Source organism: Flavobacterium sp. HSC-32F16, from assembly GCF_024171645.1.
GTDB lineage: Bacteria > Bacteroidota > Bacteroidia > Flavobacteriales > Flavobacteriaceae > Flavobacterium.
In genome coordinates this window covers 134,559-157,035 of the sequence record NZ_JALKAC010000001.1, presented here as the reverse complement: position 1 = coordinate 157,035, position 22,477 = coordinate 134,559, and the positions used below count along the sequence as shown (strand labels likewise).

Below are 22,477 nucleotides of genomic sequence, written 5' to 3'. Positions count from 1 at the left end.
TGATCTTAATACTTTCAAAGATAAAGAACAGAAAAAAACCTTGCGAACTTTGCGGTAAAAATAAACACAACGTTAATAAAGCTTAAAGCTAAAAAAATAATGAATAAGATAAATAGCCCAAAACCAGATACCTGGTCTGAAATATTAAAAAGACCAACACAAACAATTGATGATATTGAGTTAACGGTAAAAGAAATCTTTAAAGAAGTACAGAAAAAAGGAGATGAAGCCGTATCCAAATATACTTCAATTTTCGACGGAATAACTTTAGATAATTATGAAGTATCTGCAGCAGAAATTGATGAAGCGATTGCCTCGATTCCAGATGAATTAAAAGAAGCAATTCAATTGGCAAAAGAGAATATCTACAAATTTCACCGTGCACAAAAAACAGACAGAATTGAAATTGAAACGATTGATGGTGTAAATTGCTGGCAGGAAAAAAGACCAATTCAAAAAATAGGATTGTATATTCCAGGCGGAACTGCGCCTTTATTCTCTACCGTTTTAATGCTGGCTGTTCCTGCTGAAATTGCTGGATGTAAAGAAATAGTATTGTGTTCACCACCAGATAAAACAGGAAAAATTAATCCTGCTATTTTGTATGCGGCCAATTTATGCGGTGTAACAAAAATTTTAAAAGTAGGCGGTATTCAGGCAATTGCCGGAATGACATTTGGAACACAATCAATTCCAAAAGTGTATAAAATTTTCGGACCCGGAAATCAATTTGTGACTGTAGCAAAACAATTAGCAACTCAATTTGGTGTTGCAATCGATATGCCGGCAGGACCTTCAGAGTTATTAATTGTGGCTGATGATACTGCAGTTCCCGCTTTTGTGGCTTCAGATTTATTGTCGCAGGCAGAACACGGAACAGACAGTCAGGTAATTTTAGTTTCAACTTCTAAAAAATTAATTGACGAAGTAGAAAAAGAAATTCAAGCACAGGTAGAAGTGCTTCCAAGAAAAGCAATTGCCACAAAAGCAATCGAAAATTCGAAATTAATTTATGTCGAAAATGACCAGCTCGCTTTAGATTTAATCAACGAATATGGTCCGGAACACTTTATTATCTGTTCTGAATATGATGATTTCTATTGCAACGGAATTGTAAATGCAGGTTCGGTTTTTATTGGAAATTACACGCCGGAAAGTGCCGGAGATTATGCCTCAGGGACAAATCATACTTTACCGACAAACGGTTATGCGAAAAATTACAGCGGCGTAAACCTTGATAGTTTCATGAAATCAATGACATTTCAAAAAATAACTGAAAAAGGAATTCAAAACATTGGCCGCGCCATCGAAACTATGGCTGAAGCCGAAGGATTGCAAGCACATAAGAATGCTGTTACTTTAAGATTGAAGAGTTTAGAATAAATATAAAAGAGCAAAGATTATAGAACTAAGAATATAGAACTAAGAAATATAGAACTAAGAATATAGAACTAAGATTATAGAACAAAGATTATAGAACAAAGAATATAGAAAATTTCGCAAATTAGATGAGAAGTCTATTCTCTTTATTCTATTCTCTTTATTCTATTTTCTATATTCTATTTTCTATATTCTAAAAATTAAGATAATGAAATTCGATATAAATACAATTACACGTGAAAACGTAAAATCTTTAAAACCCTATTCGTCTGCAAGAGATGAGTTTGAAGATTTTGATACTGCCGAAATGATTTTTTTGGATGCCAATGAAAATCCTTTTCAAAATGGAGTAAATCGTTATCCGGATCCGCAGCAGAATTCAGTTAAAGCAATTTTGGCTAAAAATAATTTGACAAAACAAAGTCAGATTCTATTAGGAAACGGAAGCGATGAAGTTTTAGATTTACTTTTTAGAGCTTTTTGTGAGCCAAATAAAAATAATATTATTTCGTTACCGCCTACCTACGGAATGTACGGTGTTTTAGCAAATATTAATGCTGTAGAAAACAGAGAGATTTTGCTAACAACAGATTTTCAGCCACAGGTAGAAAAGATTTTAGAAGCGGTTGATGATAATACGAAAATCATCTTTTTGTGTTCGCCAAATAATCCGACGGGTAATTCTTTTTCAGATGAAAGCGTGGTGAAATTACTTCAAAACTTCAATGGTTTGGTTGTAATTGATGAAGCTTACATTGATTTTTCAGATAAAGAAAGCTGGTTGGTAGAAATTGATGCTTATCCAAATTTAGTAATTACACAAACGCTTTCAAAAGCTTACGGTTTGGCAGGAATTCGCTTAGGAATTTGTTATGCTTCTGAAGCAGTGATTTCTGTTTTAAACAAAATTAAACCGCCTTATAATGTTAACGAATTAACACAGCAAAGAGCAATCGAACGTTTGAAAGATTCGGAAAAGATTAAACAAGAAATAGCTTCAATTATTGAGCAAAGAGAAGAATTACTTAAAGTTTTACTTGAAGTTGGTTTTGTTGAAAAAGTATATCCAACGGAAGCTAATTTTATTCTGGCAAAAGTGGATGATGCTAATAAAAGATACGATCAGTTAATTGAAAAAGGAATTGTAATTCGTAACAGAACAACACAGCCTTTATGCGAAAACTGCCTTCGTTTTACAATTGGGACAAAAGAAGAAAATGCTGCTGTAATTAAAGAATTAAAGTTGTTGAAATAAGAAAGAGATAGGCCACAGATTACACCGATTATTTTATTCTGTTGGTTTTAGATTTTTGCCACGAATTGCACGAATTAACACGAATTGAATTAGTGCAATTGGCAAACAAAAAAAACATTTTTAATCTTTATAATCTGCGGCAGAAAAATATAAACTATGAAAAAAGTACTTTTTATCGATCGTGACGGAACGATTGTTTTAGAACCTGAAAATTTACAATTAGACAGTTTAAATAAACTGGAGTTTTACCCAAAAGCCTTTCAATATCTGGCTAAAATTGCTGCTGAATTAGATTACGAGCTTGCAATGGTGACCAATCAGGACGGATTAGGAACCGATAGTTTTCCTGAAGATACCTTTTGGCCAACGCAGAATTTTATTTTAAAAGCTTTTGAAAACGAAGGCGTTTTATTTGATGAAATTTTTGTCGACAGAACTTTTCCCGAAGAAAATGCGCCGACACGCAAACCAAGAACCGGAATGCTGGCCAAATACTTAAATAATCCAGAATATGATTTAGAAAATTCTTTTGTTTTAGGTGATCGCTTAACCGACGTTGAATTGGCTAAAAACCTAGGCGGAAAAGCTATTTTTATGAATATGACCGATGGAGCTGGAAGCAATGAAATTTCTTCAAAACGAGAAGAATTAAATGATACGATTGCTTTGCAAACCACAGATTGGAAACGAATTTATGAGTTTCTGAAACTAGAAGCCCGTTCTGCTTCGATTACTCGTAAAACTAACGAAACGGATATTTATATTAGCCTAAATCTTGATGGAACGGGAAAAAGTAAAATCGACACCGGAATTGCTTTTTTCGATCATATGTTAGATCAAATTTCTCGTCATGGTCAAATGGATTTAGAAATTTTGGTTAAAGGAGATTTAGAGGTTGATGAACACCACACAATCGAAGATACGGCAATTGCTTTGGGTGAAGTTTTTGCGAAAGCACTTGGAAATAAATTAGGAATTGAGCGTTACGGATTCTGTCTGCCAATGGACGATTGTCTGGCACAGGCTGCAATTGATTTTGGCGGAAGAAACTGGCTGATTTGGGAAACCGAATTTAAACGTGAAATGGTAGGTAAAATGCCAACAGAAATGTTCTATCACTTTTTCAAATCATTCACAGATGGTGCAAAAGCCAACTTAAATATCAAAGCAGAAGGAATTAACGAGCATCATAAAATCGAAGCCATTTTTAAAGCTTTCGCGAAAGCGATAAAAGTAGCGGTAAAAAGAGATACCGAAAAAATGATTTTGCCTTCGACGAAAGGAATGCTTTAAAGTTTATGATTGTTGGTTGATAGTTGTTAGCCATCAACCATCAACCAATAACCATCAACCAACAACTAAAAAAGAATGAAAATAGTAATTATAAATTACGGGGCAGGAAATATTCAGAGCATTATGTTTGCTATTGAAAGATTAGGTTTTAAAGCGGTTTTAAGCAATAATCCAGATGAAATATTATCAGCTGATAAAGTGATTTTTCCTGGTGTTGGCGAGGCAAGTTCGGCAATGAAAAAACTGAAAGAAAGCGGTTTGGATAATTTGATTCCGAACTTGAAACAACCGGTTTTGGGTATTTGTCTGGGAATGCAGTTAATGTGTAAATCATCTGAAGAAGGAAATACCAAAGGTTTAGGTATTTTTGATGTTGATGTGGTTAAATTCACTCCAAAAGTAAAAGTGCCACAAATGGGTTGGAATCAGATTTATGATTTAAAAACCGATTTATTCAACGGAATTTCTGAAAATGAATTTATGTATTTGGTTCACAGTTTTTACGCGCCAAATTGTCCGGAATCGATCGCAACTACGAATTATGATGTTGAATACGCATCGGCTTTGCAAAAAGATAATTTTTACGGAACTCAGTTTCATCCAGAAAAAAGCGGAACTGTGGGAGAGAAAATTTTAGAAAATTTCTTAAAAATGTAAAGTTTCAATTTTTAAATCAATTGCAATAATTAATTACAGTTAAAATATCAAAATCAATTTTAGAATCTAAAATCTAAATATCAAAAAATGAGAATAATACCAGCCATAGATATCATTGACGGAAAATGCGTTCGTTTGTCCAAAGGTGATTATGATACCAAAATAATTTACAATGAAAATCCGCTTGAAGTGGCAAAATCATTTGAGGCACACGGAATTGAATATCTGCATTTAGTAGATTTAGACGGTGCAAAATCAAGTAAAATTGTAAATTATAAAATTTTGGAACAAATTGCATCGCAAACGAGTTTGAAAATTGATTTTGGAGGCGGATTAAAATCGGATGATGATTTAAGAATTGCTTTTGAAAGTGGTGCAAATCAAATTACCGGCGGAAGTATTGCCGTAAAAAACAGAGCCATTTTTGAAAAATGGATTTCAGAATACGGCTCAGAAAAAATTATTTTAGGCGCTGATGCAAAAGATGAAAAGATTGCTGTTTCAGGCTGGTTAGAAGATTCAAATGAAGATTTAATTCCGTTTATACAGGATTATCAAAATAAAGGAATTCAGTATGTTATTTGCACTGATATTGCAAAAGACGGAATGCTTGAAGGTCCAAGTTTTGATTTATACGGTAAAATTTTAGAAGAAGCAAAAGGTATAAAACTAATCGCTTCGGGAGGAATTTCAACTTTCGACGAATTACCTAAATTGGCTGAATTAGGATGCGAAGGAACCATAATCGGAAAAGCGATTTACGAAGGAAGAATTTCGCTGAAACAACTAGAGGATTTTATAATTAGAAAATGAGTTAATTAGAAAATTAGATAATTATTTTAGCAAATGCAGAAAATTATCTAATTGACTAATTCTCAAATTGACACATAAAAACATGTTAGCAAAAAGAATCATACCCTGCTTAGATATAAAAAACGGAAGAACCGTAAAAGGTGTTAATTTCGTTGACTTGCGCGATGCCGGAGATCCGGTTGAACTGGCAGAAATTTACTCTGCTGAAGGTGCAGATGAACTGGTTTTTTTGGATATTTCGGCCACGGAAGAAAGACGTAAGACGTTAGTTAATATGGTGCGAAGTGTAGCTGGGAAAATCAATATTCCGTTTACAGTTGGCGGCGGGATTTCGTCTATTGAAGATGTTGAAATTCTGCTGAATAATGGTGCAGATAAAGTTTCGATTAATTCATCGGCAGTAAAAAATCCGCAGCTGATAAATGATTTGGCTCAGAAATTTGGTAGTCAATGCGTTGTTGTGGCAATCGATGCGAAACAAATCGACGGACAATGGATTGTACATTTAGTTGGAGGAAAAGTTCCTACTGAATTGAATTTATTCGATTGGGCCGTGGAAGTAGCAGAACGAGGTGCAGGAGAGATTTTATTCACATCAATGGATAACGATGGAACTAAAAATGGCTTTGCAAACGAAGCTTTAGCAAAACTGTCAGAATTAGTAAATATTCCGATTATAGCTTCGGGAGGAGCTGGAAATATTCAGCATTTTGTAGATTCGTTTAAAGAAGGAAATGCAGATGCTGCTTTGGCTGCGAGTGTTTTTCACTTTAAAGAAATTGAGATAAAATCTTTAAAACAAGAACTTAGGAATAATGGTGTTGAAGTTAGACTTTAAAAAAGAAGCAAGAAGAAAGAGAAGATTCAAAATAAAAAAATAATAAGATTTCAGAGAATCAAAATCTAAAATCTAAAATCTAAAATCTAAAATGGAAATCGATATAAAAAGCGCACACGGATTAATTCCGGCGATAATTCAGGATTCTGAAACAAAAAATGTTTTGATGCTGGGTTATATGAATGAAGAATCGCTTCAGAAAACAATTGAAACGCAAAAAGTAACTTTTTTCAGCCGATCTAAACAAAGGCTTTGGACAAAAGGCGAGGAGAGTGGTAACTTTTTAAACTTAGTAAGTATTAAAAATGACTGCGACGGCGATACCCTTTTAATTCAGGCAAAACCTGTCGGGCCAACGTGTCACACAGGAGCTGATACTTGCTGGCAGGAAGAAAACAAAGAAAACTATGGTTTTATTTCCCAGTTAGAAAATACAATCAAAACGCGTAGAGAAAATGCCGATTCTGAGAAAAGTTATGTTGCTTCTTTATTCGAAAAAGGAATCAATAAAATTGCTCAAAAAGTAGGTGAAGAAGCTGTAGAAGTTGTCATCGAAGCAAAAGATGACAACGATGATTTATTCCTTAGCGAAAGCGCTGATTTACTTTTTCATTATTTGATTTTATTGCAGGCAAAAGGTTTTCAATTGAATGATGTTGTTGATGTTTTAAAGAAGCGTCAAAAATAATTGCAAAGATTGTTCAAGATATAGTTTTGTCAGACTGAGCGAAGTCGAAGTTCCGTTTGCTGAATCACTTTGCGGCACTTCGACTTCGCTCAGTCTGACAAAAAAGTATTATTTTAGTGAAATATAATAATCCTATGAAACTATTTGTGTACGTGTTTTTATTTTTGCTTCCAATTTTAAACTATGGATTCAAAAAACATGAATTGCCATATTCAATTGTTATTTCAAAAGCAGATTTAATTGTTGATGGCACTATTTCCAAAGTTTCACAAAACGAATATGAGTTTACGATAAGTGAATTTGTAAAAGGAAAATCAGGTTCAAAAATTAAAGTTTCAATCTGGAAAGAATGGATTTGTGATCCAAGAATAAAAGAATTAAAAGCTGGACAGCGACTAATTTTGTTTTTAGAAAAGACTGCTTCTGGTAATTTTGCCCCGATTAATGACAGTACTGGAGAAATATACATTGATAATGATGCTTTTATAAGCATATTTCTTCCTAAAGAATTTTCTAATCCGACAGTTTTAAAAAAAGGAATATCGATGTTTGTTGAAACTATTAAGGTTTATGGGGATTTAAACGATAGGTTTTTACAGAATGTTTATTTTGTGTCTAATAAATCTATTTTTGAAATTTATAGAATGACAGAAAATAATCAGTTTTTTAAGTTTTTAGTATCTAACGGAGTTAGTCATTATATAGTAAACGCGCCTGCGATATTTCAATTAAACAATTAACCAAATAAACGGTTAAACAAATTACTCCACAAACTCAAAAACTGCAAATTCCTGTGGTTGATGAAATCCAAAATTTAAACTTTTATAATCCTGTAAAGCAAGATATTGTGTTGTATTGCCATAATCAATTTTAAAAGCATTGGCTTTCCATTTTGTTCCAATTTTTGGTTTCGAAAAATTCCCGCTTTTGATTTTTTCCAAACTTGAAAAAGGGATTTTAATTTCGGTATCAAAACCTTCAAAATTTATTTTACTTACGGCTTCTAATCCAGCAATATTAAAATCCATCGCTGTTTTCCAGCCTCCGCATTCAGGAGAAATGCATTTTACAAGTATATCATAATTCGTAGAAAAAGCATTTACACCAATTTCCAGATAGTTTTTTCCGTCACCATCAGGATCAATGAATATTTCTACTAAATCATCAGTTTCATAGATTTTAGAATCTTTTTTCTGGTTTGAGCCAATTATATTATTATCAATTACTTTATAAGCAATATATAAGTTTTGATCATTCCACGAAAGTGAAACCATTGTGTTTTGTACCGCTTTTTCGCCCGAATTATGAATTACAAACGGACCTAAAAAAGGAGTTTTCCAATCGGTTAAATCACCATCAATATTTATTTTTTCAGAGGTTTTATGAATTTCAAATGTTTGCGAATAAATTGTTATTGAACTGATAAAAAGTGCAAAAGAAAAAAGGAGACGAAATTTCATAAAAAGGAGTATAAATAAAAAGCTAAAATAAAGAAGAATAACTGAAGTTGAATGTTAATTTTTAGAAATAGAAAATAAAAATTTAACGTGATTGTTTACATTTGTTAAAAACAAAAGCTACTAATTAAACCAAATTTCCACTAATGAAAAAATATTTCAAAAACATTTTTGTAATTTTTCTTATTGGTTTTACTGCCAATGCTCAAGGGCTTTTAAATAAGTCTGAAACCTTTTTTACACATCAGGATACCTTACGCGGAAGCATTACTAAAGAAAGAGCCTGGTGGGATTTAAAATATTATCATTTGGATATAAAAGTAAATCCTGCAGACAGAACGATAACAGGTTCAAATACGGTACGTTATACGGTTTTAAATGACTACAATAAAATGCAGATCGATTTGCAGGAACCTATGCAGATCACAAAAGTAACGCAAAATGGAAAAGAATTGAAATTTGAAAGAGACGGAAATGCGTTTTTCATTACTTTATTGGAAAATCAGAAAGTTGGCGAAACTAAAGAAATCATAATTTCTTTTGGTGGAAAACCGAAAGAAGCCGTTGATCCACCTTGGGATGGGGGAATTACGTGGCATAAGGATAAAAACGGAAAAGATTTTATTGCTTCTTCTTGTCAGGGATTGGGCGCGAGTGTTTGGTGGCCGTGTAAAGATCATATGTATGATGAAGTTGAGAATATGTTAATCAGCGTGAATGTTCCTGGACATTTAACTGATGTTTCAAATGGAAGACTGCAAAGCGTTAAAAAACAAAAAGATGGAACTAAAACATTCAATTGGTACGTTTCAAATCCAATCAATAATTATGGCGTAAATATTAACATTGGAGATTACGTTAATTTCTCTGAAAAATTTAAAGGAGAAAAAGGGGATTTAGATTGCAATTATTATGTTTTGAGAGATAATTTAGAAATTGCTAAAAAACAGTTTCAGGATGCTCCAAAAATGCTGAAAGCTTTTGAAAACTGGTTTGGACCTTATCCATTTTACGAAGACAGTTATAAGCTGGTTGAAGCTCCGTATTTGGGAATGGAACACCAAAGTTCTGTAACTTATGGAAACCATTATCAAAATGGTCACAACGGACACGACATAAGCGGAACGGGATGGGGCTTAAAGTTTGATTATATTATTATTCATGAGTCCGGACATGAGTGGTTTGCAAATAATATTACCTATAAAGATATTGCAGATATGTGGATTCATGAAGGTTTTACCAATTATTCTGAAGTTTTATTTGTTGAATATTATTACGGAAAGGATGCTGCAAATGAATATGCAAGAGGGCTTAGAAAAATGATTACAAATAAGAAACCTATTATTGGTCAATATAATGTAAACGTTGAAGGATCTGGCGATATGTACCCAAAAGGAGCAAATATGATTCATACCATTCGTCAGGTTATAAATGATGATGTCAAATGGAAATCTATTTTGAGAGGCATGAATAAAACCTTTTATCATCAAACTGTTACGACAAAACAAATAGAAGATTATATTAGTACAGAATCTGGAATCGATTTTAGTCCGGTTTTTAATCAATATTTAAGAACAACTCAAATTCCAACTTTTGAGTATTATTTTAAAAATCATAAATTGGTTTATCACTGGATCAATTGCGTTGAGAATTTTAATCTTCCTGTAAAAGTCAATTTAAACGGAGTTGAATCTTGGTTAAAGCCAACAACAGACTGGAAAGCAGAAGATGTAAAGGATGATAACCCAACTTTAACTGTAGATAAAAACTTCTATGTGAATGAATTTAATATCAGCAATTAAACTTTGGAACTATTTAAAAAGAAACCCAATAAATTTTAAAGTTTATTGGGTTTCTTTTTTTATGAAGAAATCATAAAATTTTAGAAAACTTAATTCGAATGTTTACATTTGTTATAGATTGATTTCAAAATAATACCATTTTACTAATGAAAAATTACTTCGGAAGCATTTTTACTGCTTTTTTAATTGGTTTTAGTGCCAATGCTCAAGGACTTCTTAATAAAGGAGAAACCGTTTTTACACATCAGGATACTTTACGCGGAAGCATCACAAAAGAAAGAGCCTGGTGGGATTTAAAATATTATCACCTTGATGTAAAAGTGAATCCAAAAGAAAAAACAATTTCGGGTTTTAACACGGTTCGTTATACTGTTTTGACAGCAAATAACCGTATGCAGATTGACCTGCAGGAACCAATGAATATTACAAAAGTAACGCAGAACGGAAAGGAATTAAAATTTGAAAGAGAAGGAAATGCGTTTTTTATTACCTTAAATGAAAAACAAAAAGCCGGTGATACAAAAGAGATTGTAATTTCATTTAATGGAAAGCCAAAAGAAGCGGTTAAAGCGCCATGGGATGGCGGATTTTCCTGGAAAAAAGATAAAAACGGAAAAGATTTTATTGCTACATCTTGTCAGGGATTGGGTGCGAGTGTTTGGTGGCCGTGTAAAGATCATATGTACGATGAAGTTGAGAATATGCTGATAAGTGTGAATGTTCCGGGAGATTTAACGGAGGTTTCTAACGGAAGATTACAAAGCGTTAAAAAAGAAAAAGACGGAACGAAAACATTCAATTGGTATGTTTCGAATCCAATTAACAACTATGGTGTAAACGTCAATATTGGAGATTACGTTAACTTTTCAGAAAAATTCAAAGGTGAAAAAGGAGATTTAGACTGTAACTATTATGTTTTAAGAGATAATCTGGCTTTGGCAAAAGAGCAGTTTAAAGATGCTCCAAAGATGTTGAAGGCTTTTGAAAATTGGTTTGGACCTTATCCTTTTTACGAAGACAGCTACAAATTAGTGGAAGTTCCGTATTTAGGAATGGAGCATCAAAGTTCTGTAACTTATGGAAATCAATATAAAAACGGTTATTTAGGACGTGATTTAAGCGGTACAGGCTGGGGATTAAAATTTGATTTTATCATTATTCACGAATCCGGCCACGAATGGTATGCGAACAACATTACGTATAAAGATATTGCTGATATGTGGGTTCATGAGAGTTTTACCAACTATTCTGAAAGCCTTTTTGTTGAGTATTATTATGGGAAAGATGCTGGCGCTGAATATGTAATTGGATGTAGAAAAAATATTAAAAACGATACTCCAATTATAGGACATTATGATGTAAATAATGAAGGATCAGGAGATATGTATCCAAAAGGAGCATCAATGCTGCACATGATTCGTCAGGTTATTAATGATGATGCAAAATGGAAATCGATTTTAAGAGGTATGAATAAGACTTTTTATCATCAAACGGTTACAGGTAAACAGATTCAGGATTATATCAATGAACAGTCTGGAATTAATTTCAACCGAGTGTACGCACAATATTTGACTACAACTCAAATTCCGGTTTTTGAATATATGTTTAAAAACGGAACTTTTGGATATCACTGGACAAACTGTGTGGCTAAATTTGATATGCCGGTTAGAGTAAAGTTAAATGGTATAGAAATGTGGTTAAAACCAACAACAGAATGGCAGTCTGAAAAAACAACTAATGAAGATAGAAAAGTAGAAGTTGATAAAGATTTTTATGTAACGACTTCGAATATAATCGAATAGATTTTTAAATTCCAAAATATAAATCCCAAATTCCAATTGTTGGAGTTTGGGATTTTTTGCGTTTAGTAAACCCGACAGGTTTTAAAAACCTGTCGGGTTTGTTGTTTGCGCAAAGTTTTGTCATTTCGACCGAAGGGAGAAATCGCACTCGAAACTCTACAAAGATTGGCGATTCTCTTTGCGGAAATACTAGTGCGATTTCTCCCTTCGGTCGAAATGACAACTAGTACGTCGTAATTGTGTGCACAAACCTTTGTCAAAGTTTTAAACTTTGACAAAGGTAGTACCGTAAATAGTTTGGAATTTAAAATCAACGGCTGTTAAGCTTCGCCTTTTCCTTAATAATATCTGCAATTTTTCGATTCTCAATTTTACTTTCAAGCCATGAAATAATATCAAGGTATAAGAAAGCCCTTTTTTCGTAAGTATTCTTTTCCAGCTCTACAAAACGAGCGTGCATTTTTTTGAATTCCTTTTTAATATCAGCAGGGTAGAAGTTGTTTAAGTTTCTTAAAAACTTAATGATTTCCTTTTGAACTTCGTGTAAATCATTCATTTTCAATAAGAACTTATACGTGCTTTTCAGGTGGTTTTCTAAATAATAATCCTTTCCTAATTCATAATGTGCAATCAACGACAAAAGTCTCGCAAAGCACATTAAATCTTCGCGCATGGTTAAGTTCTTATTATTGATTATTTTATCTAAATAAAAGATGCATTCATTGTACTTCTCATTCCCAAAATAAATAGAAGCAATTTTATAGAAAAACAACATTTCGTGATGTTCATCAAGATGTTCGCTGTGTAATTTCAGTTTTTCCAGAATGTCCGGAATCAAATATTCGCTTTCGGGAAAAGTACCTTCCAGAATATGCAGGTTTAGTTTATTATTATAAACATATAGAAATGATAGTGATGCAATGTTATCGTTTACAGGAAATTTATCATCCTGAATAGTTTCTTCTAAAAGTGAAAGATATCTTTTAAAATTGGATGTATACTTTAACATATACAATGATTCCAGGAAATAATGATTTCCTTTTAAAAAGAAAACAGGATTCTGGTAAATCATATTTGGGTTATCATAAAATAATTTAACCCATTTGTAGGCAAATTTATAACTCGCCAAAAAGTCCTGAACTAGAAAACTTCGCCATAAATTGGCATTGTAAAACCAATATTTTTCACGAAAACCAAACTTACTTTCGTCTAGTTTTGCAATATGCTTATTAAAGTAATCGTCAATATATTTATATTCTTCATCGTTTTTTACGTAACCAGTTTTTAGCATAATTCCGTAAAGCTGCAGTGATAAATTAGATAATTTGCTTGAAATTGTATTTCTGTAATTCAATTCTTTTGCCTGAATAACCAGTTCGTCGGCACGGCCTTGAATACTTCGGGTAATATATTGTGATTCGATTAGTTTTTCGAACTCTACAATTTCATACGCCATATATTTTTCATCATTTTCAAGCGCAATCATTTTTGTTTTATCCAGAATCTTTAAACTCTGTTTATACAAACCTTTATTATATAGTATACCGGCAAAATCTATTTGTTCGCGCAATTGATATCGAATATTCTGACTCGGAATATTCAAGCGAATACTTACCAGTATTTGTTTGTATAAGTATGATTTTAAGTTAGATAACTGTATTTTTTTTATGATACCGCTCTTAAGAATAAGCTTTTCATCGTAGGTTTCAGACTTATCTAAAATATTGAATAGTTCAATGAATTTAGTGTTCGAACTTGTCTCTAATCGACTTGCAAAAATTTTAAACTGTCTTTTTTCAGATTTAGAAAGTGATTTTATCAGAACAAATAAGAAATCTTTTTGATGGTTAGCCATTGTAAAAAATAATAATATAACTTATTGATTATTAAATATTTAACTCGTTATAAATTGTGTTATGAACAGTATAATTTCATTAAAATGAATTTCGTACTGAAGTAGTACAACATATATTTGTTATCAAGATGTGAAATTACATTAAATAAATGAATATGAATAGAGAGAAAGTTCAAATTTTTGACACCACTTTACGCGACGGTGAGCAAGTTCCAGGATGTAAGTTAGATACTAAGCAAAAATTAGTTATCGCCGAACGACTAGACAAAATGGGAGTTGATATTATCGAAGCTGGTTTTCCTGTGTCAAGTCCGGGCGATTTTTTATCGGTCTCTGAGATTTGTAAAATTGTAGAAAATGCAACGGTCTGCGGACTAACAAGAGCCGTTAAAAACGACATTGATGTTGCTGCAGCTGCTTTAAAGCATGCTAAGAAACCTAGAATCCATACTGGAATCGGAACTTCACAATCTCATATACTCCACAAATTACAAACTACTCCTGAAGACATTATTGCCAGAGCAAAATATGCAGTAGCTCACGCAAAATCATATGTAGAAGATGTTGAATTCTATGCAGAAGATGCTGGTAGAACTGACAATGCTTTCCTTGCAAAAGTTTGTGAAGAAGTAATTAAGTCTGGTGCTACTGTACTTAATATTCCTGACACAACGGGATATTGCCTTCCTGAAGAATACGGAGCAAAAATTAAATACTTAAAAGAAAACGTAAAAGGAATCGAAAATGTAATCCTTTCATGTCACTGTCATAATGATTTAGGAATGGCAACTGCTAATTCAATTGCAGGAGCGATTAATGGTGCAAGACAAATTGAATGTACTATTAATGGTATTGGAGAAAGAGCTGGAAATACTGCACTTGAAGAAGTGGTAATGATTTTCAAACAACATCCATATTTAAATCTAGATACAAATATCAATACAAGAGAATTAAACGAAATGAGTCGTTTGGTTTCTGAAAGTATGGGAATGATTGTGCAGCCAAATAAAGCGATCGTTGGAGCAAATGCTTTTGCACACAGTTCTGGAATTCATCAGGATGGTGTTATCAAAAACAGAGCTACATATGAAATTATGGATCCGCTTGATGTTGGGGTAAACGAATCTTCAATCATTTTGACTGCAAGAAGCGGAAGAGCGGCACTGGCATATCGTGCTAAAAAAGTAGGTTACGAGTTGACAAAAGTACAATTAGACATTGTATATATTGAGTTCCTGAAATTTGCCGATATTAAAAAAGAAGTCGTTGACGCAGATATTCACCAGATTATTGAAGCTTCAAAAATTGAAGGTGATTTAATCAGAAGCTAGTTGAATAGAGAAAAGAGGAAAGAAAATAGAGAATAGAAGCAAGAGAAAAAAAAAGATTTAAATACATAAAGAACGAGACGTTATGAATTTGAAAATAGCAGTTTTACCAGGAGACGGAATTGGACCAGAGGTAATTTCACAAGCCAAAAAAGCATTATATGCTATTGGCGAAGTGTACAATCATGAATTTGTTTTTGAGGAAGCGCTCATGGGTGCTATTGCTATTGATAAAACCGGAAACCCGCTCCCGGAGCAGACTTTAAATCTTTGTTTAAACACTGATGCAGTTTTGTTTGGCGCAATTGGCGATCCTAAATACGATAATAATCCAAATGCAAAATTTCGTCCGGAGCAGGGATTATTAAAATTGCGTAAAGAATTAGGTTTGTTTGCCAACATTCGTCCAATAAAACCGTATAAATCATTGCTTGATGCTTCTCCTTTAAAAAGAGAAATCATTGAAGGTGCAGATTTTACTATTTTCAGAGAATTGACAGGCGGCGCTTACTTTGGAGCTAAAACCTTGAATGAAGAAGGAACACACGCTTCAGATTTATGTGAATATTCAGAAGAAGAAATTACAAGAATTGCACATTTGGCTTTTAAATCGGCACAAAACCGACGCAAAAAGCTAACTATGGTTGATAAAGCCAACGTTTTGGAAACTTCCAGATTATGGAGGAAAGTTGTTCAAAAAGTAGGTGAAAGTTATCCGGATGTTCTTTTAGATTTTTTATTTGTAGATAACGCAGCAATGCAATTGATTTTAAATCCAAAACAATTTGATGTCATTTTGACTGAGAATTTGTTTGGAGATATTTTATCAGATGAAGCCAGCGTAATTACAGGTTCTATAGGTTTATTGGCGTCAGCATCGTTAGGAGAAAACAATGCTCTTTTTGAACCAATTCACGGTTCATATCCTCAGGCAAAAGGAAAAAATATTGCCAATCCAATTGCTTCAATTTTATCAGCAGGAATGCTTTTGGAACATTTTGGATTATTTACAGAAGCAAGTGCGATTTACAAAGCAATTGAAAAAGCAATTGAATATGAAGTAGTAACGGTCGATTTAAAACCAGATTCAAAATTTGGCACAAATGAAGTAGGGGAGTTTGTTTCAAACTTTATTTTTAGCAAAGATGATCTGTTGTATTTTAATAATGACAATGTTAGTATTGGTCAATCGACAATAGTTTAATGTTTTTATTAAAATAATGAATTAAATAACAAGAAGTATTGAAAATGTTGAGATTTTATTTTTTTAGTTCTTAAAGTTTCCATACTTTTGTAACACTAAAAAAATAAAGATGCAAATCTCAATTATTATTACTTCTGTCATTGTTGTCAATGTGTTTAGCGCATATGCATCAGGGATGGTATAAATATAATTGAAAGACTATATTATAAACCTTCCAAATACTGGAAGGTTTTTTTTTGAATAAAACTAAAATAAAAAAATAATACAATAATGGAATTAAATAAGTACAGCAAAACCATCACTCAAGATCAAACACAGCCAGCGGCACAAGCGATGTTGTACGGTATTGGTTTAACTGAAGAAGATTTGAAGAAAGCACAAGTGGGTATTGTCAGCATGGGTTATGATGGAAATACTTGCAACATGCACTTAAATGATTTAGCAAAAGATGTTAAAAAAGGTGTTTGGGATGCTGGTCTGGTCGGACTTATTTTTAATACTATTGGTGTAAGTGACGGTATTTCTAACGGTACAGAAGGAATGCGTTATTCATTGGTTTCTCGTGATGTAATTGCAGATTCTATAGAAACAGTTGCAGGAGCACAATGGTACGATAGTATCATAGCAATTCCTGGCTGTGACAAAAATATGCCTGGAGCCCTAATCGCAATGGGAAGATTAAACCGCCCGTCAATGATGGTTTACGGAGGTTCTATTCACTCAGGAAAATGGAAAGGTGAATCTCTAAATATTGTTTCAGCTTTTGAAGCGTTAGGAAAAAAAGTAAAAGGCGAAATTACTCCTGAAGATTTTAAAGGAGTTATTCAAAATGCCTGCCCAGGAGCTGGTGCCTGTGGTGGTATGTATACAGCAAATACTATGTCTTCTGCAATTGAAGCATTAGGTATGAGTATGCCTTACAGTTCTTCAAATCCTGCCTTGAGTCAGGAAAAAAGAGATGAATGTGTTGCTGCCGGAGCTGCTATTAAAGTTTTATTAGAAAAAGATATTAAGCCAAGAGATATCATGACTCGCAAAGCTTTCGAAAATGCTATTACAATTGTAGCAGTTTTGGGAGGATCTACAAATGCAGTTATGCACTTAATCGCAATGGCACATTCTGTTGGTATAACAATTACTCTTGATGATTTTCAGGCTATTAATGACAGAACACCAGTGTTAGCAGATATGAAACCAAGTGGTAAATACATGATGGAAGATATTCATGAAGTAGGAGGTATTCCCGGAGTAATGAAATACTTATTGAAAGTAGGACTTATTCATGGTGATTGTTTAACTGTAACAGGAAAAACAGTAGCAGAAAATTTAGCTTCGACTCCAGATTTACAAGACGGACAAGAAGTAATTCATGAAATACAAAAAGCTTTAAAAGCAACAGGAAATATTCAGGTTTTGTACGGAAATCTTGCTTCCGAAGGCGCTGTAGCAAAAATCAGCGGTAAAGAAGGAGAATATTTTGAAGGACCAGCTGTTGTATTTGAAGGTGAATTTGAAGTAATTCCAGGTTTACAGGCCGGAAAAATTAAACCGGGTAATGTAGTCGTCATTAGAGGTTGTGGACCAAAAGGTGGTCCGGGAATGCCTGAAATGCTAAAACCTACTTCTGCAATTATTGGAGCCGGATTAGGAAGCAGCTGTGCACTAATTACAGACGGTAGATTCTCCGGAGGTTCACACGGATTCGTGGTAGGCCACGTAACACCAGAAGCATATGATGGTGGTGGTATTGCACTGGTAAAAGATGGAGATATAATTGCCATCGACGCTGTGAAAAATACAATCGACCTTAAGATATCTGACGAAGAATATGCAGCTCGTAAAGCGGCTTGGGTACAACCAGCGCTAAAAGTTGACAGAGGAGTTTTACTTAAATATGCCAGATCGGTTTCTAGTGCTTCAACAGGCTGTGTTACCGATAATTAATCGACAAAAATAGGAATTTGAAAATTATAAATATTTCAAATTCTAAACAATAAAATTACCAAATGGGAACAATTAGAATTTCAGGCGCTGAAGCTGTTATCAGATGCTTATTAGAAGAAGGAGTAGACTTAGTTTATGGTTATCCGGGAGGAGCTATAATGCCGGTTTACGACGAATTATATAAATTTCAGGATCAGTTACACCACGTATTAGTACGTCACGAACAAGGTGCAACACATGCTGCGCAGGGATATGCGAGAGCAACGGGAAAAGTAGGAGTTGCAATAGCGACTTCTGGACCTGGAGCTACAAACCTGGTAACAGGAATTGCCGATGCTCAAATCGATTCAACTCCAATGGTTTGTATCACCGGACAAGTTGGAAGACATTTATTAGGATCTGATGCGTTTCAGGAAACAGATATTATCGGAATTTCGACTCCGGTTACAAAATGGAATTTTCAGGTAACAGAGGCTTCTCAAATTCCTGAAATTATTGCAAAAGCATTTTATATTGCTCGTTCTGGTCGTCCAGGGCCTGTATTAATTGATATAACTAAAAACGCCCAGTTTGATGAGTTTGATTTTAGTTATGAAAAATGTACCGCAATCAGAAGCTATAATCCCGTTCCAAAATTAAAACAGGACAAAGTTGCCGAAGCCGCTGCTTTAATCAATAGCGCTAAAAAACCTTTTATTGTTTTTGGTCAGGGAATTATTTTAGGTCAGGCTGAAGCCGAATTTAAAGCAATGATTGAAAAATCAGGAATTCCGGCAGCTTGGACCATTTTAGGACTTTCGGCTTTACCAACAGATCATCCTTTAAATGTAGGTATGTTGGGTATGCACGGAAATTATGCGCCAAACTTACTAACGAACGAATGTGATGTTTTAATTGCTTTAGGAATGCGTTTTGACGATCGTGTAACGGGTAATTTGAAAACTTATGCAAAACAGGCCAAAGTAATTCACTTTGAAATTGATCCTGCCGAAATTGACAAAAATGTTAAAACAGAAGTTGCTGTTTTAGGTGATGTTAAAGAATCTTTAGCGGCATTACTACCGCTGCTTGATGCAAAATCGCATGATTTATGGCACAATGAGTTTAAAGAATTGGCTAAAATAGAATATGATACAGTAATTAAAGATGAATTGAATCCAGCAACAGCGGGACTTTCGATGGGAGAAACTATCGAAATGATCAACAAACACTCAAAAGGTGATGCTATTATCGTTTCAGATGTTGGTCAGCATCAAATGTTTGCCTGCCGATATGCTAAATTTAATTCAACAAAAAGTAATATTACTTCCGGTGGTTTAGGTACAATGGGATTTGCGCTTCCGGCTGCAATTGGAGCCAAAATGGGAAGACCAGATCGCGAAGTTGTAGCAATTATTGGTGATGGAGGTTTCCAGATGACCATTCAGGAATTAGGCACAATTTTCCAAACTCAGGTTCCGGTTAAGATTGTTATCTTAAATAATGAGTTTCTAGGAATGGTACGTCAATGGCAGGAATTGTTTTTTGATAATAGATATGCATCAACAAAAATGATTAATCCAAATTTTGTTGCCATTGCCGAAGGATATCATATTAAATCTAAAAAAGTATCACAGCGCGAAGATCTTGATGCTGCTGTAGCAGAAATGCTGGCTTCAAAGGATTCTTATTTCTTAGAAGTCATGGTGGAAAAAGAAAACAATGTTTTCCCAATGATTCCAACAGGAGCGTGTGTGTCAGAAATTAGATTAAGCTAGGAAAAAAAGTTTCAGGTTTGAAGTTTTAAGTTTCACGTTCTCAACAGAACCTGAAACATGAAACTTGAAACAAATAAAACTAAAAACAAAAATGGAAGATAAAACATTTACCATATCGGTATACTCAGAAAATAACGTGGGTTTATTAAATAGAATATCTGGAATATTCTTAAAGCGTCACATTAATATATTAAGTCTAAATGTTTCAGAATCAGAAATAGAAAATGTTTCAAGATTTATTATTGTAGTAAATACAACTGAAAAATGGGTTCAGAATATTGTGGGTCAAATCGAAAAACAAATTGAAGTTATAAAAGCATTTTACCATACAGATGAAGAAACTATTTTTCTTGAAAATGCATTGTTTAAAATTGCTTCAAGTTTATTGTTTGATGAAAAACAAATTCAGAATATCATCAAAGAAAGCCAGTCTACAATTGTAACAGTTTCTCGCGATTTCTTTGTGATTTCAAAATCGGGAAGACGTTCTGAAATTGAAGAATTATACGCAAAATTCAAACCTTACGGCATTATGCAGTTTGTGCGTTCTGGAAGAATATCGGTTTCTAAGCAAAAAATGGAGATTTCAACATTATTAGAAACATTCAAATAACATTCAAAAACGGTTTAACCGTAATTAAAATAATCAATTATTAAATTTCATTTCATTAAATATTTTAAAACAAAATGGCAAATTATTTCAACACATTACCACTTAGATTACAATTAGAGCAACTTGGAGTTTGCGAATTTATGGAGCAGTCAGAATTTGCAGACGGAATTGCAGCATTAGCAGGAAAAAAAGTTGTTATTGTTGGATGTGGTGCACAAGGTTTGAATCAAGGTTTAAACATGAGAGATTCAGGTTTAGATATTTCTTATGCATTGCGTGCAGATGCAATTGCTGAAAAGAGAGCTTCATATAAAAATGCAACTGAAAATGGATTTAAAGTAGGTACTTATGAAGAATTAATTCCAACTGCTGATTTAGTTTGTAATCTTACTCCGGATAAACAACATACATCTGTTGTTACTGCAATTATGCCATTAATGAAACAAGGATCGACTTTGGCTTATTCTCACGGTTTTAATATTGTTGAAGAAGGAATGCAGATTCGTGAAGATATCACAGTTATCATGTGTGCGCCTAAATGTCCGGGATCTGAGGTTCGTGAAGAATATAAAAGAGGTTTTGGTGTACCAACACTTATTGCAGTTCACCCTGAAAATGATCCAAACGGATTTGGTTTAGATCAGGCAAAAGCTTACGCTGTAGCAACTGGAGGACATAAAGCAGGAGTTTTAAGATCATCTTTCGTAGCTGAAGTAAAATCAGATTTAATGGGTGAGCAGACAATTCTTTGCGGATTGCTTCAAACAGGATCTATTTTATGTTTTGATAAAATGGTTGAAAAAGGAATTGATAAAGCATATGCTTCAAAATTAATTCAATACGGATGGGAAACTATCACTGAAGCTTTAAAACATGGTGGTATCACAAATATGATGGATCGTTTGTCAAATCCTGCAAAAATTGAAGCTTATGAATTAGCAGAAGAATTAAAAGACATCATGCGTCCGTTATTCCAAAAACACCAGGACGATATTATTTCTGGAGAATTCTCAAGAACTATGATGATTGACTGGGCTAATGACGATGTTAATTTATTGAAATGGAGAGCTGCAACAGGAGAAACTAACTTCGAAAAAACAGCTCCGCAAGAAGCTCCAATTTCTGAGCAGGAATATTTTGATAACGGAGTTTTAATGATTGCTATGGTAAAAGCTGGTGTTGAGTTAGCTTTTGAAACAATGACCGAAGCAGGAATTATTGAAGAATCTGCTTATTATGAGTCTTTACACGAACTACCATTAATTGCAAACACAATCGCAAGAAAGAAATTGTTCGAAATGAACCGTGTAATTTCTGATACTGCAGAATATGGTTGTTACCTATTTGATCATGCTTGTAAGCCATTGTTGACTGAATTCATGAAAAAAGTAGAAACAAATATTATTGGAAAACCATTTTCAACTTCAAACGGAGTAGATAATAATGTTTTAATTGCAGTTAATAAAGAAATTCGTCAGCATCCTATTGAAGAAGTAGGAGCTTGGTTAAGAGAGTCTATGACGGCTATGAAAAAAATTGTATAATAAATTTGGGAATTTCCACACATTCCGAATGAGGTGGAATTTGCTCTGTATCAATGTTTTAAATTAATATTTTGAATTAGTAAGCACTTATTAATAGATATAGATGCATATTGCATTCACTTAACTTCTGTTATATAAGAAAGTTAAGTGAAGCTGATCCCGAAAATGGGGTATGTTTTATGAAAATGTACTTGTTGAAATTTCTATTTATAATTAATAAAGATGCTGCTATTTTCGAAATAGGTAA

18 protein-coding genes are annotated in these 22,477 nt (G+C 33.5%); 16 read left to right on the top strand and 2 right to left on the bottom strand.

Features of this window, described 5'->3' with window-relative positions; translation table 11 throughout:
- Positions 1-99 precede the first annotated feature (99 nt).
- From hisD to L1276_RS00740, 8 genes are all read left to right on the top strand, one after another.
- The gene (gene hisD / locus L1276_RS00775; RefSeq protein ID WP_253784469.1) at positions 100-1,383 is read left to right on the top strand and encodes a histidinol dehydrogenase; all 1,284 of its coding nucleotides are present in this window, start codon (positions 100-102) and stop codon (positions 1,381-1,383) included.
- A 205-nt stretch (positions 1,384-1,588) separates the two neighbouring features.
- On the top strand, positions 1,589-2,635 hold the full coding sequence (gene hisC, locus L1276_RS00770) for a histidinol-phosphate transaminase (RefSeq protein ID WP_253784466.1): 1,047 nt from the start codon (positions 1,589-1,591) through the stop codon (positions 2,633-2,635).
- A 156-nt stretch (positions 2,636-2,791) separates the two neighbouring features.
- The gene (gene hisB / locus L1276_RS00765; RefSeq protein WP_253784463.1) at positions 2,792-3,928 is read left to right on the top strand and encodes a bifunctional histidinol-phosphatase/imidazoleglycerol-phosphate dehydratase HisB; all 1,137 of its coding nucleotides are present in this window, start codon (positions 2,792-2,794) and stop codon (positions 3,926-3,928) included.
- 75 nt (positions 3,929-4,003) lie between these two features.
- Positions 4,004-4,585: an imidazole glycerol phosphate synthase subunit HisH gene (gene hisH / locus L1276_RS00760; protein ID WP_253784461.1), complete on the top strand. Its 582-nt coding sequence runs from the start codon at positions 4,004-4,006 to the stop codon at positions 4,583-4,585.
- Between the two features lie 87 nt (positions 4,586-4,672).
- Positions 4,673-5,398 carry a 1-(5-phosphoribosyl)-5-[(5-phosphoribosylamino)methylideneamino]imidazole-4-carboxamide isomerase gene (gene hisA / locus L1276_RS00755; protein WP_253784460.1) on the top strand — a complete coding sequence of 242 codons (726 nt, stop codon included), beginning with the start codon at positions 4,673-4,675 and terminating at the stop codon, positions 5,396-5,398.
- Positions 5,399-5,480: 82 nt separating this feature from the next.
- A complete protein-coding gene (gene hisF, locus L1276_RS00750) occupies positions 5,481-6,236 on the top strand; it encodes an imidazole glycerol phosphate synthase subunit HisF (protein ID WP_253784458.1) in 756 nt (251 codons plus the stop codon).
- Positions 6,237-6,327: 91 nt separating this feature from the next.
- Positions 6,328-6,924 (top strand): bifunctional phosphoribosyl-AMP cyclohydrolase/phosphoribosyl-ATP diphosphatase HisIE, encoded by a 597-nt coding sequence (gene hisIE, locus L1276_RS00745; RefSeq protein ID WP_073481261.1) that lies wholly within the window; start codon positions 6,328-6,330, stop codon positions 6,922-6,924.
- Between the two features lie 203 nt (positions 6,925-7,127).
- Positions 7,128-7,664, top strand: coding sequence for a hypothetical protein (locus tag L1276_RS00740; RefSeq protein WP_253784456.1), 537 nt, complete (start codon positions 7,128-7,130; stop codon positions 7,662-7,664).
- A 21-nt stretch (positions 7,665-7,685) separates the two neighbouring features.
- Here the strand turns inward: L1276_RS00740 and L1276_RS00735 are convergent, their stop codons facing one another.
- Positions 7,686-8,384, bottom strand: coding sequence for a carbohydrate-binding family 9-like protein (locus L1276_RS00735; protein ID WP_253784454.1), 699 nt, complete (start codon positions 8,382-8,384; stop codon positions 7,686-7,688).
- Positions 8,385-8,527: 143 nt separating this feature from the next.
- On the opposite strand from L1276_RS00735, the gene L1276_RS00730 reads away from it, so the two are divergent.
- On the top strand, positions 8,528-10,183 hold the full coding sequence (locus L1276_RS00730) for a M1 family metallopeptidase (protein ID WP_253784452.1): 1,656 nt from the start codon (positions 8,528-8,530) through the stop codon (positions 10,181-10,183).
- Positions 10,184-10,329: 146 nt separating this feature from the next.
- Positions 10,330-11,985: a M1 family metallopeptidase gene (locus L1276_RS00725; protein ID WP_253784451.1), complete on the top strand. Its 1,656-nt coding sequence runs from the start codon at positions 10,330-10,332 to the stop codon at positions 11,983-11,985.
- A gap of 310 nt (positions 11,986-12,295) precedes the next feature.
- On the opposite strand, the gene L1276_RS00720 is transcribed toward L1276_RS00725, so the two are convergent.
- Positions 12,296-13,840: a hypothetical protein gene (locus L1276_RS00720; protein ID WP_253784450.1), complete on the bottom strand. Its 1,545-nt coding sequence runs from the start codon at positions 13,838-13,840 to the stop codon at positions 12,296-12,298.
- 155 nt (positions 13,841-13,995) lie between these two features.
- On the opposite strand from L1276_RS00720, the gene L1276_RS00715 reads away from it, so the two are divergent.
- The 6 genes from L1276_RS00715 to ilvC all read left to right on the top strand — a co-directional run bounded on the left by L1276_RS00715 (position 13,996) and on the right by ilvC (position 22,230).
- Positions 13,996-15,171 carry a 2-isopropylmalate synthase gene (locus L1276_RS00715; RefSeq protein WP_253784448.1) on the top strand — a complete coding sequence of 392 codons (1,176 nt, stop codon included), beginning with the start codon at positions 13,996-13,998 and terminating at the stop codon, positions 15,169-15,171.
- Between the two features lie 82 nt (positions 15,172-15,253).
- On the top strand, positions 15,254-16,372 hold the full coding sequence (leuB, locus tag L1276_RS00710; protein WP_253784447.1) for a 3-isopropylmalate dehydrogenase: 1,119 nt from the start codon (positions 15,254-15,256) through the stop codon (positions 16,370-16,372).
- Between the two features lie 270 nt (positions 16,373-16,642).
- Entirely contained in the window at positions 16,643-18,316 is a 1,674-nt protein-coding gene (gene ilvD / locus L1276_RS00705) for a dihydroxy-acid dehydratase (RefSeq protein ID WP_253784446.1), read from the top strand.
- A 62-nt stretch (positions 18,317-18,378) separates the two neighbouring features.
- Positions 18,379-20,073: a biosynthetic-type acetolactate synthase large subunit gene (ilvB, locus tag L1276_RS00700; protein ID WP_253784445.1), complete on the top strand. Its 1,695-nt coding sequence runs from the start codon at positions 18,379-18,381 to the stop codon at positions 20,071-20,073.
- 91 nt (positions 20,074-20,164) lie between these two features.
- Positions 20,165-20,686, top strand: coding sequence for an acetolactate synthase small subunit (gene ilvN, locus L1276_RS00695; protein WP_253784444.1), 522 nt, complete (start codon positions 20,165-20,167; stop codon positions 20,684-20,686).
- Between the two features lie 74 nt (positions 20,687-20,760).
- Complete coding sequence (gene ilvC / locus L1276_RS00690) at positions 20,761-22,230, top strand: ketol-acid reductoisomerase (RefSeq protein ID WP_253784443.1); 1,470 nt, start codon at positions 20,761-20,763, stop codon at positions 22,228-22,230.
- Positions 22,231-22,477 lie beyond the last annotated feature (247 nt).

Excerpts from the sequence above, each read along its gene's own strand:
- hisD (WP_253784469.1), top strand. The coding sequence starts at position 100 with ATGAATAAGATAAATAGCCCAAAACCAGATACCTGGTCTGAAATATTA.
- hisC (WP_253784466.1), top strand. The coding sequence starts at position 1,589 with ATGAAATTCGATATAAATACAATTACACGTGAAAACGTAAAATCTTTA.
- hisB (WP_253784463.1), top strand. The coding sequence starts at position 2,792 with ATGAAAAAAGTACTTTTTATCGATCGTGACGGAACGATTGTTTTAGAA.
- hisH (WP_253784461.1), top strand. The coding sequence starts at position 4,004 with ATGAAAATAGTAATTATAAATTACGGGGCAGGAAATATTCAGAGCATT.
- hisA (WP_253784460.1), top strand. The coding sequence starts at position 4,673 with ATGAGAATAATACCAGCCATAGATATCATTGACGGAAAATGCGTTCGT.
- hisF (WP_253784458.1), top strand. The coding sequence starts at position 5,481 with ATGTTAGCAAAAAGAATCATACCCTGCTTAGATATAAAAAACGGAAGA.
- hisIE (WP_073481261.1), top strand. The coding sequence starts at position 6,328 with ATGGAAATCGATATAAAAAGCGCACACGGATTAATTCCGGCGATAATT.
- L1276_RS00735 (WP_253784454.1), bottom strand. The coding sequence starts at position 8,384 with ATGAAATTTCGTCTCCTTTTTTCTTTTGCACTTTTTATCAGTTCAATA.
- L1276_RS00730 (WP_253784452.1), top strand. The coding sequence starts at position 8,528 with ATGAAAAAATATTTCAAAAACATTTTTGTAATTTTTCTTATTGGTTTT.
- L1276_RS00725 (WP_253784451.1), top strand. The coding sequence starts at position 10,330 with ATGAAAAATTACTTCGGAAGCATTTTTACTGCTTTTTTAATTGGTTTT.
- L1276_RS00720 (WP_253784450.1), bottom strand. The coding sequence starts at position 13,840 with ATGGCTAACCATCAAAAAGATTTCTTATTTGTTCTGATAAAATCACTT.
- L1276_RS00715 (WP_253784448.1), top strand. The coding sequence starts at position 13,996 with ATGAATAGAGAGAAAGTTCAAATTTTTGACACCACTTTACGCGACGGT.
- leuB (WP_253784447.1), top strand. The coding sequence starts at position 15,254 with ATGAATTTGAAAATAGCAGTTTTACCAGGAGACGGAATTGGACCAGAG.
- ilvD (WP_253784446.1), top strand. The coding sequence starts at position 16,643 with ATGGAATTAAATAAGTACAGCAAAACCATCACTCAAGATCAAACACAG.
- ilvB (WP_253784445.1), top strand. The coding sequence starts at position 18,379 with ATGGGAACAATTAGAATTTCAGGCGCTGAAGCTGTTATCAGATGCTTA.
- ilvN (WP_253784444.1), top strand. The coding sequence starts at position 20,165 with ATGGAAGATAAAACATTTACCATATCGGTATACTCAGAAAATAACGTG.
- ilvC (WP_253784443.1), top strand. The coding sequence starts at position 20,761 with ATGGCAAATTATTTCAACACATTACCACTTAGATTACAATTAGAGCAA.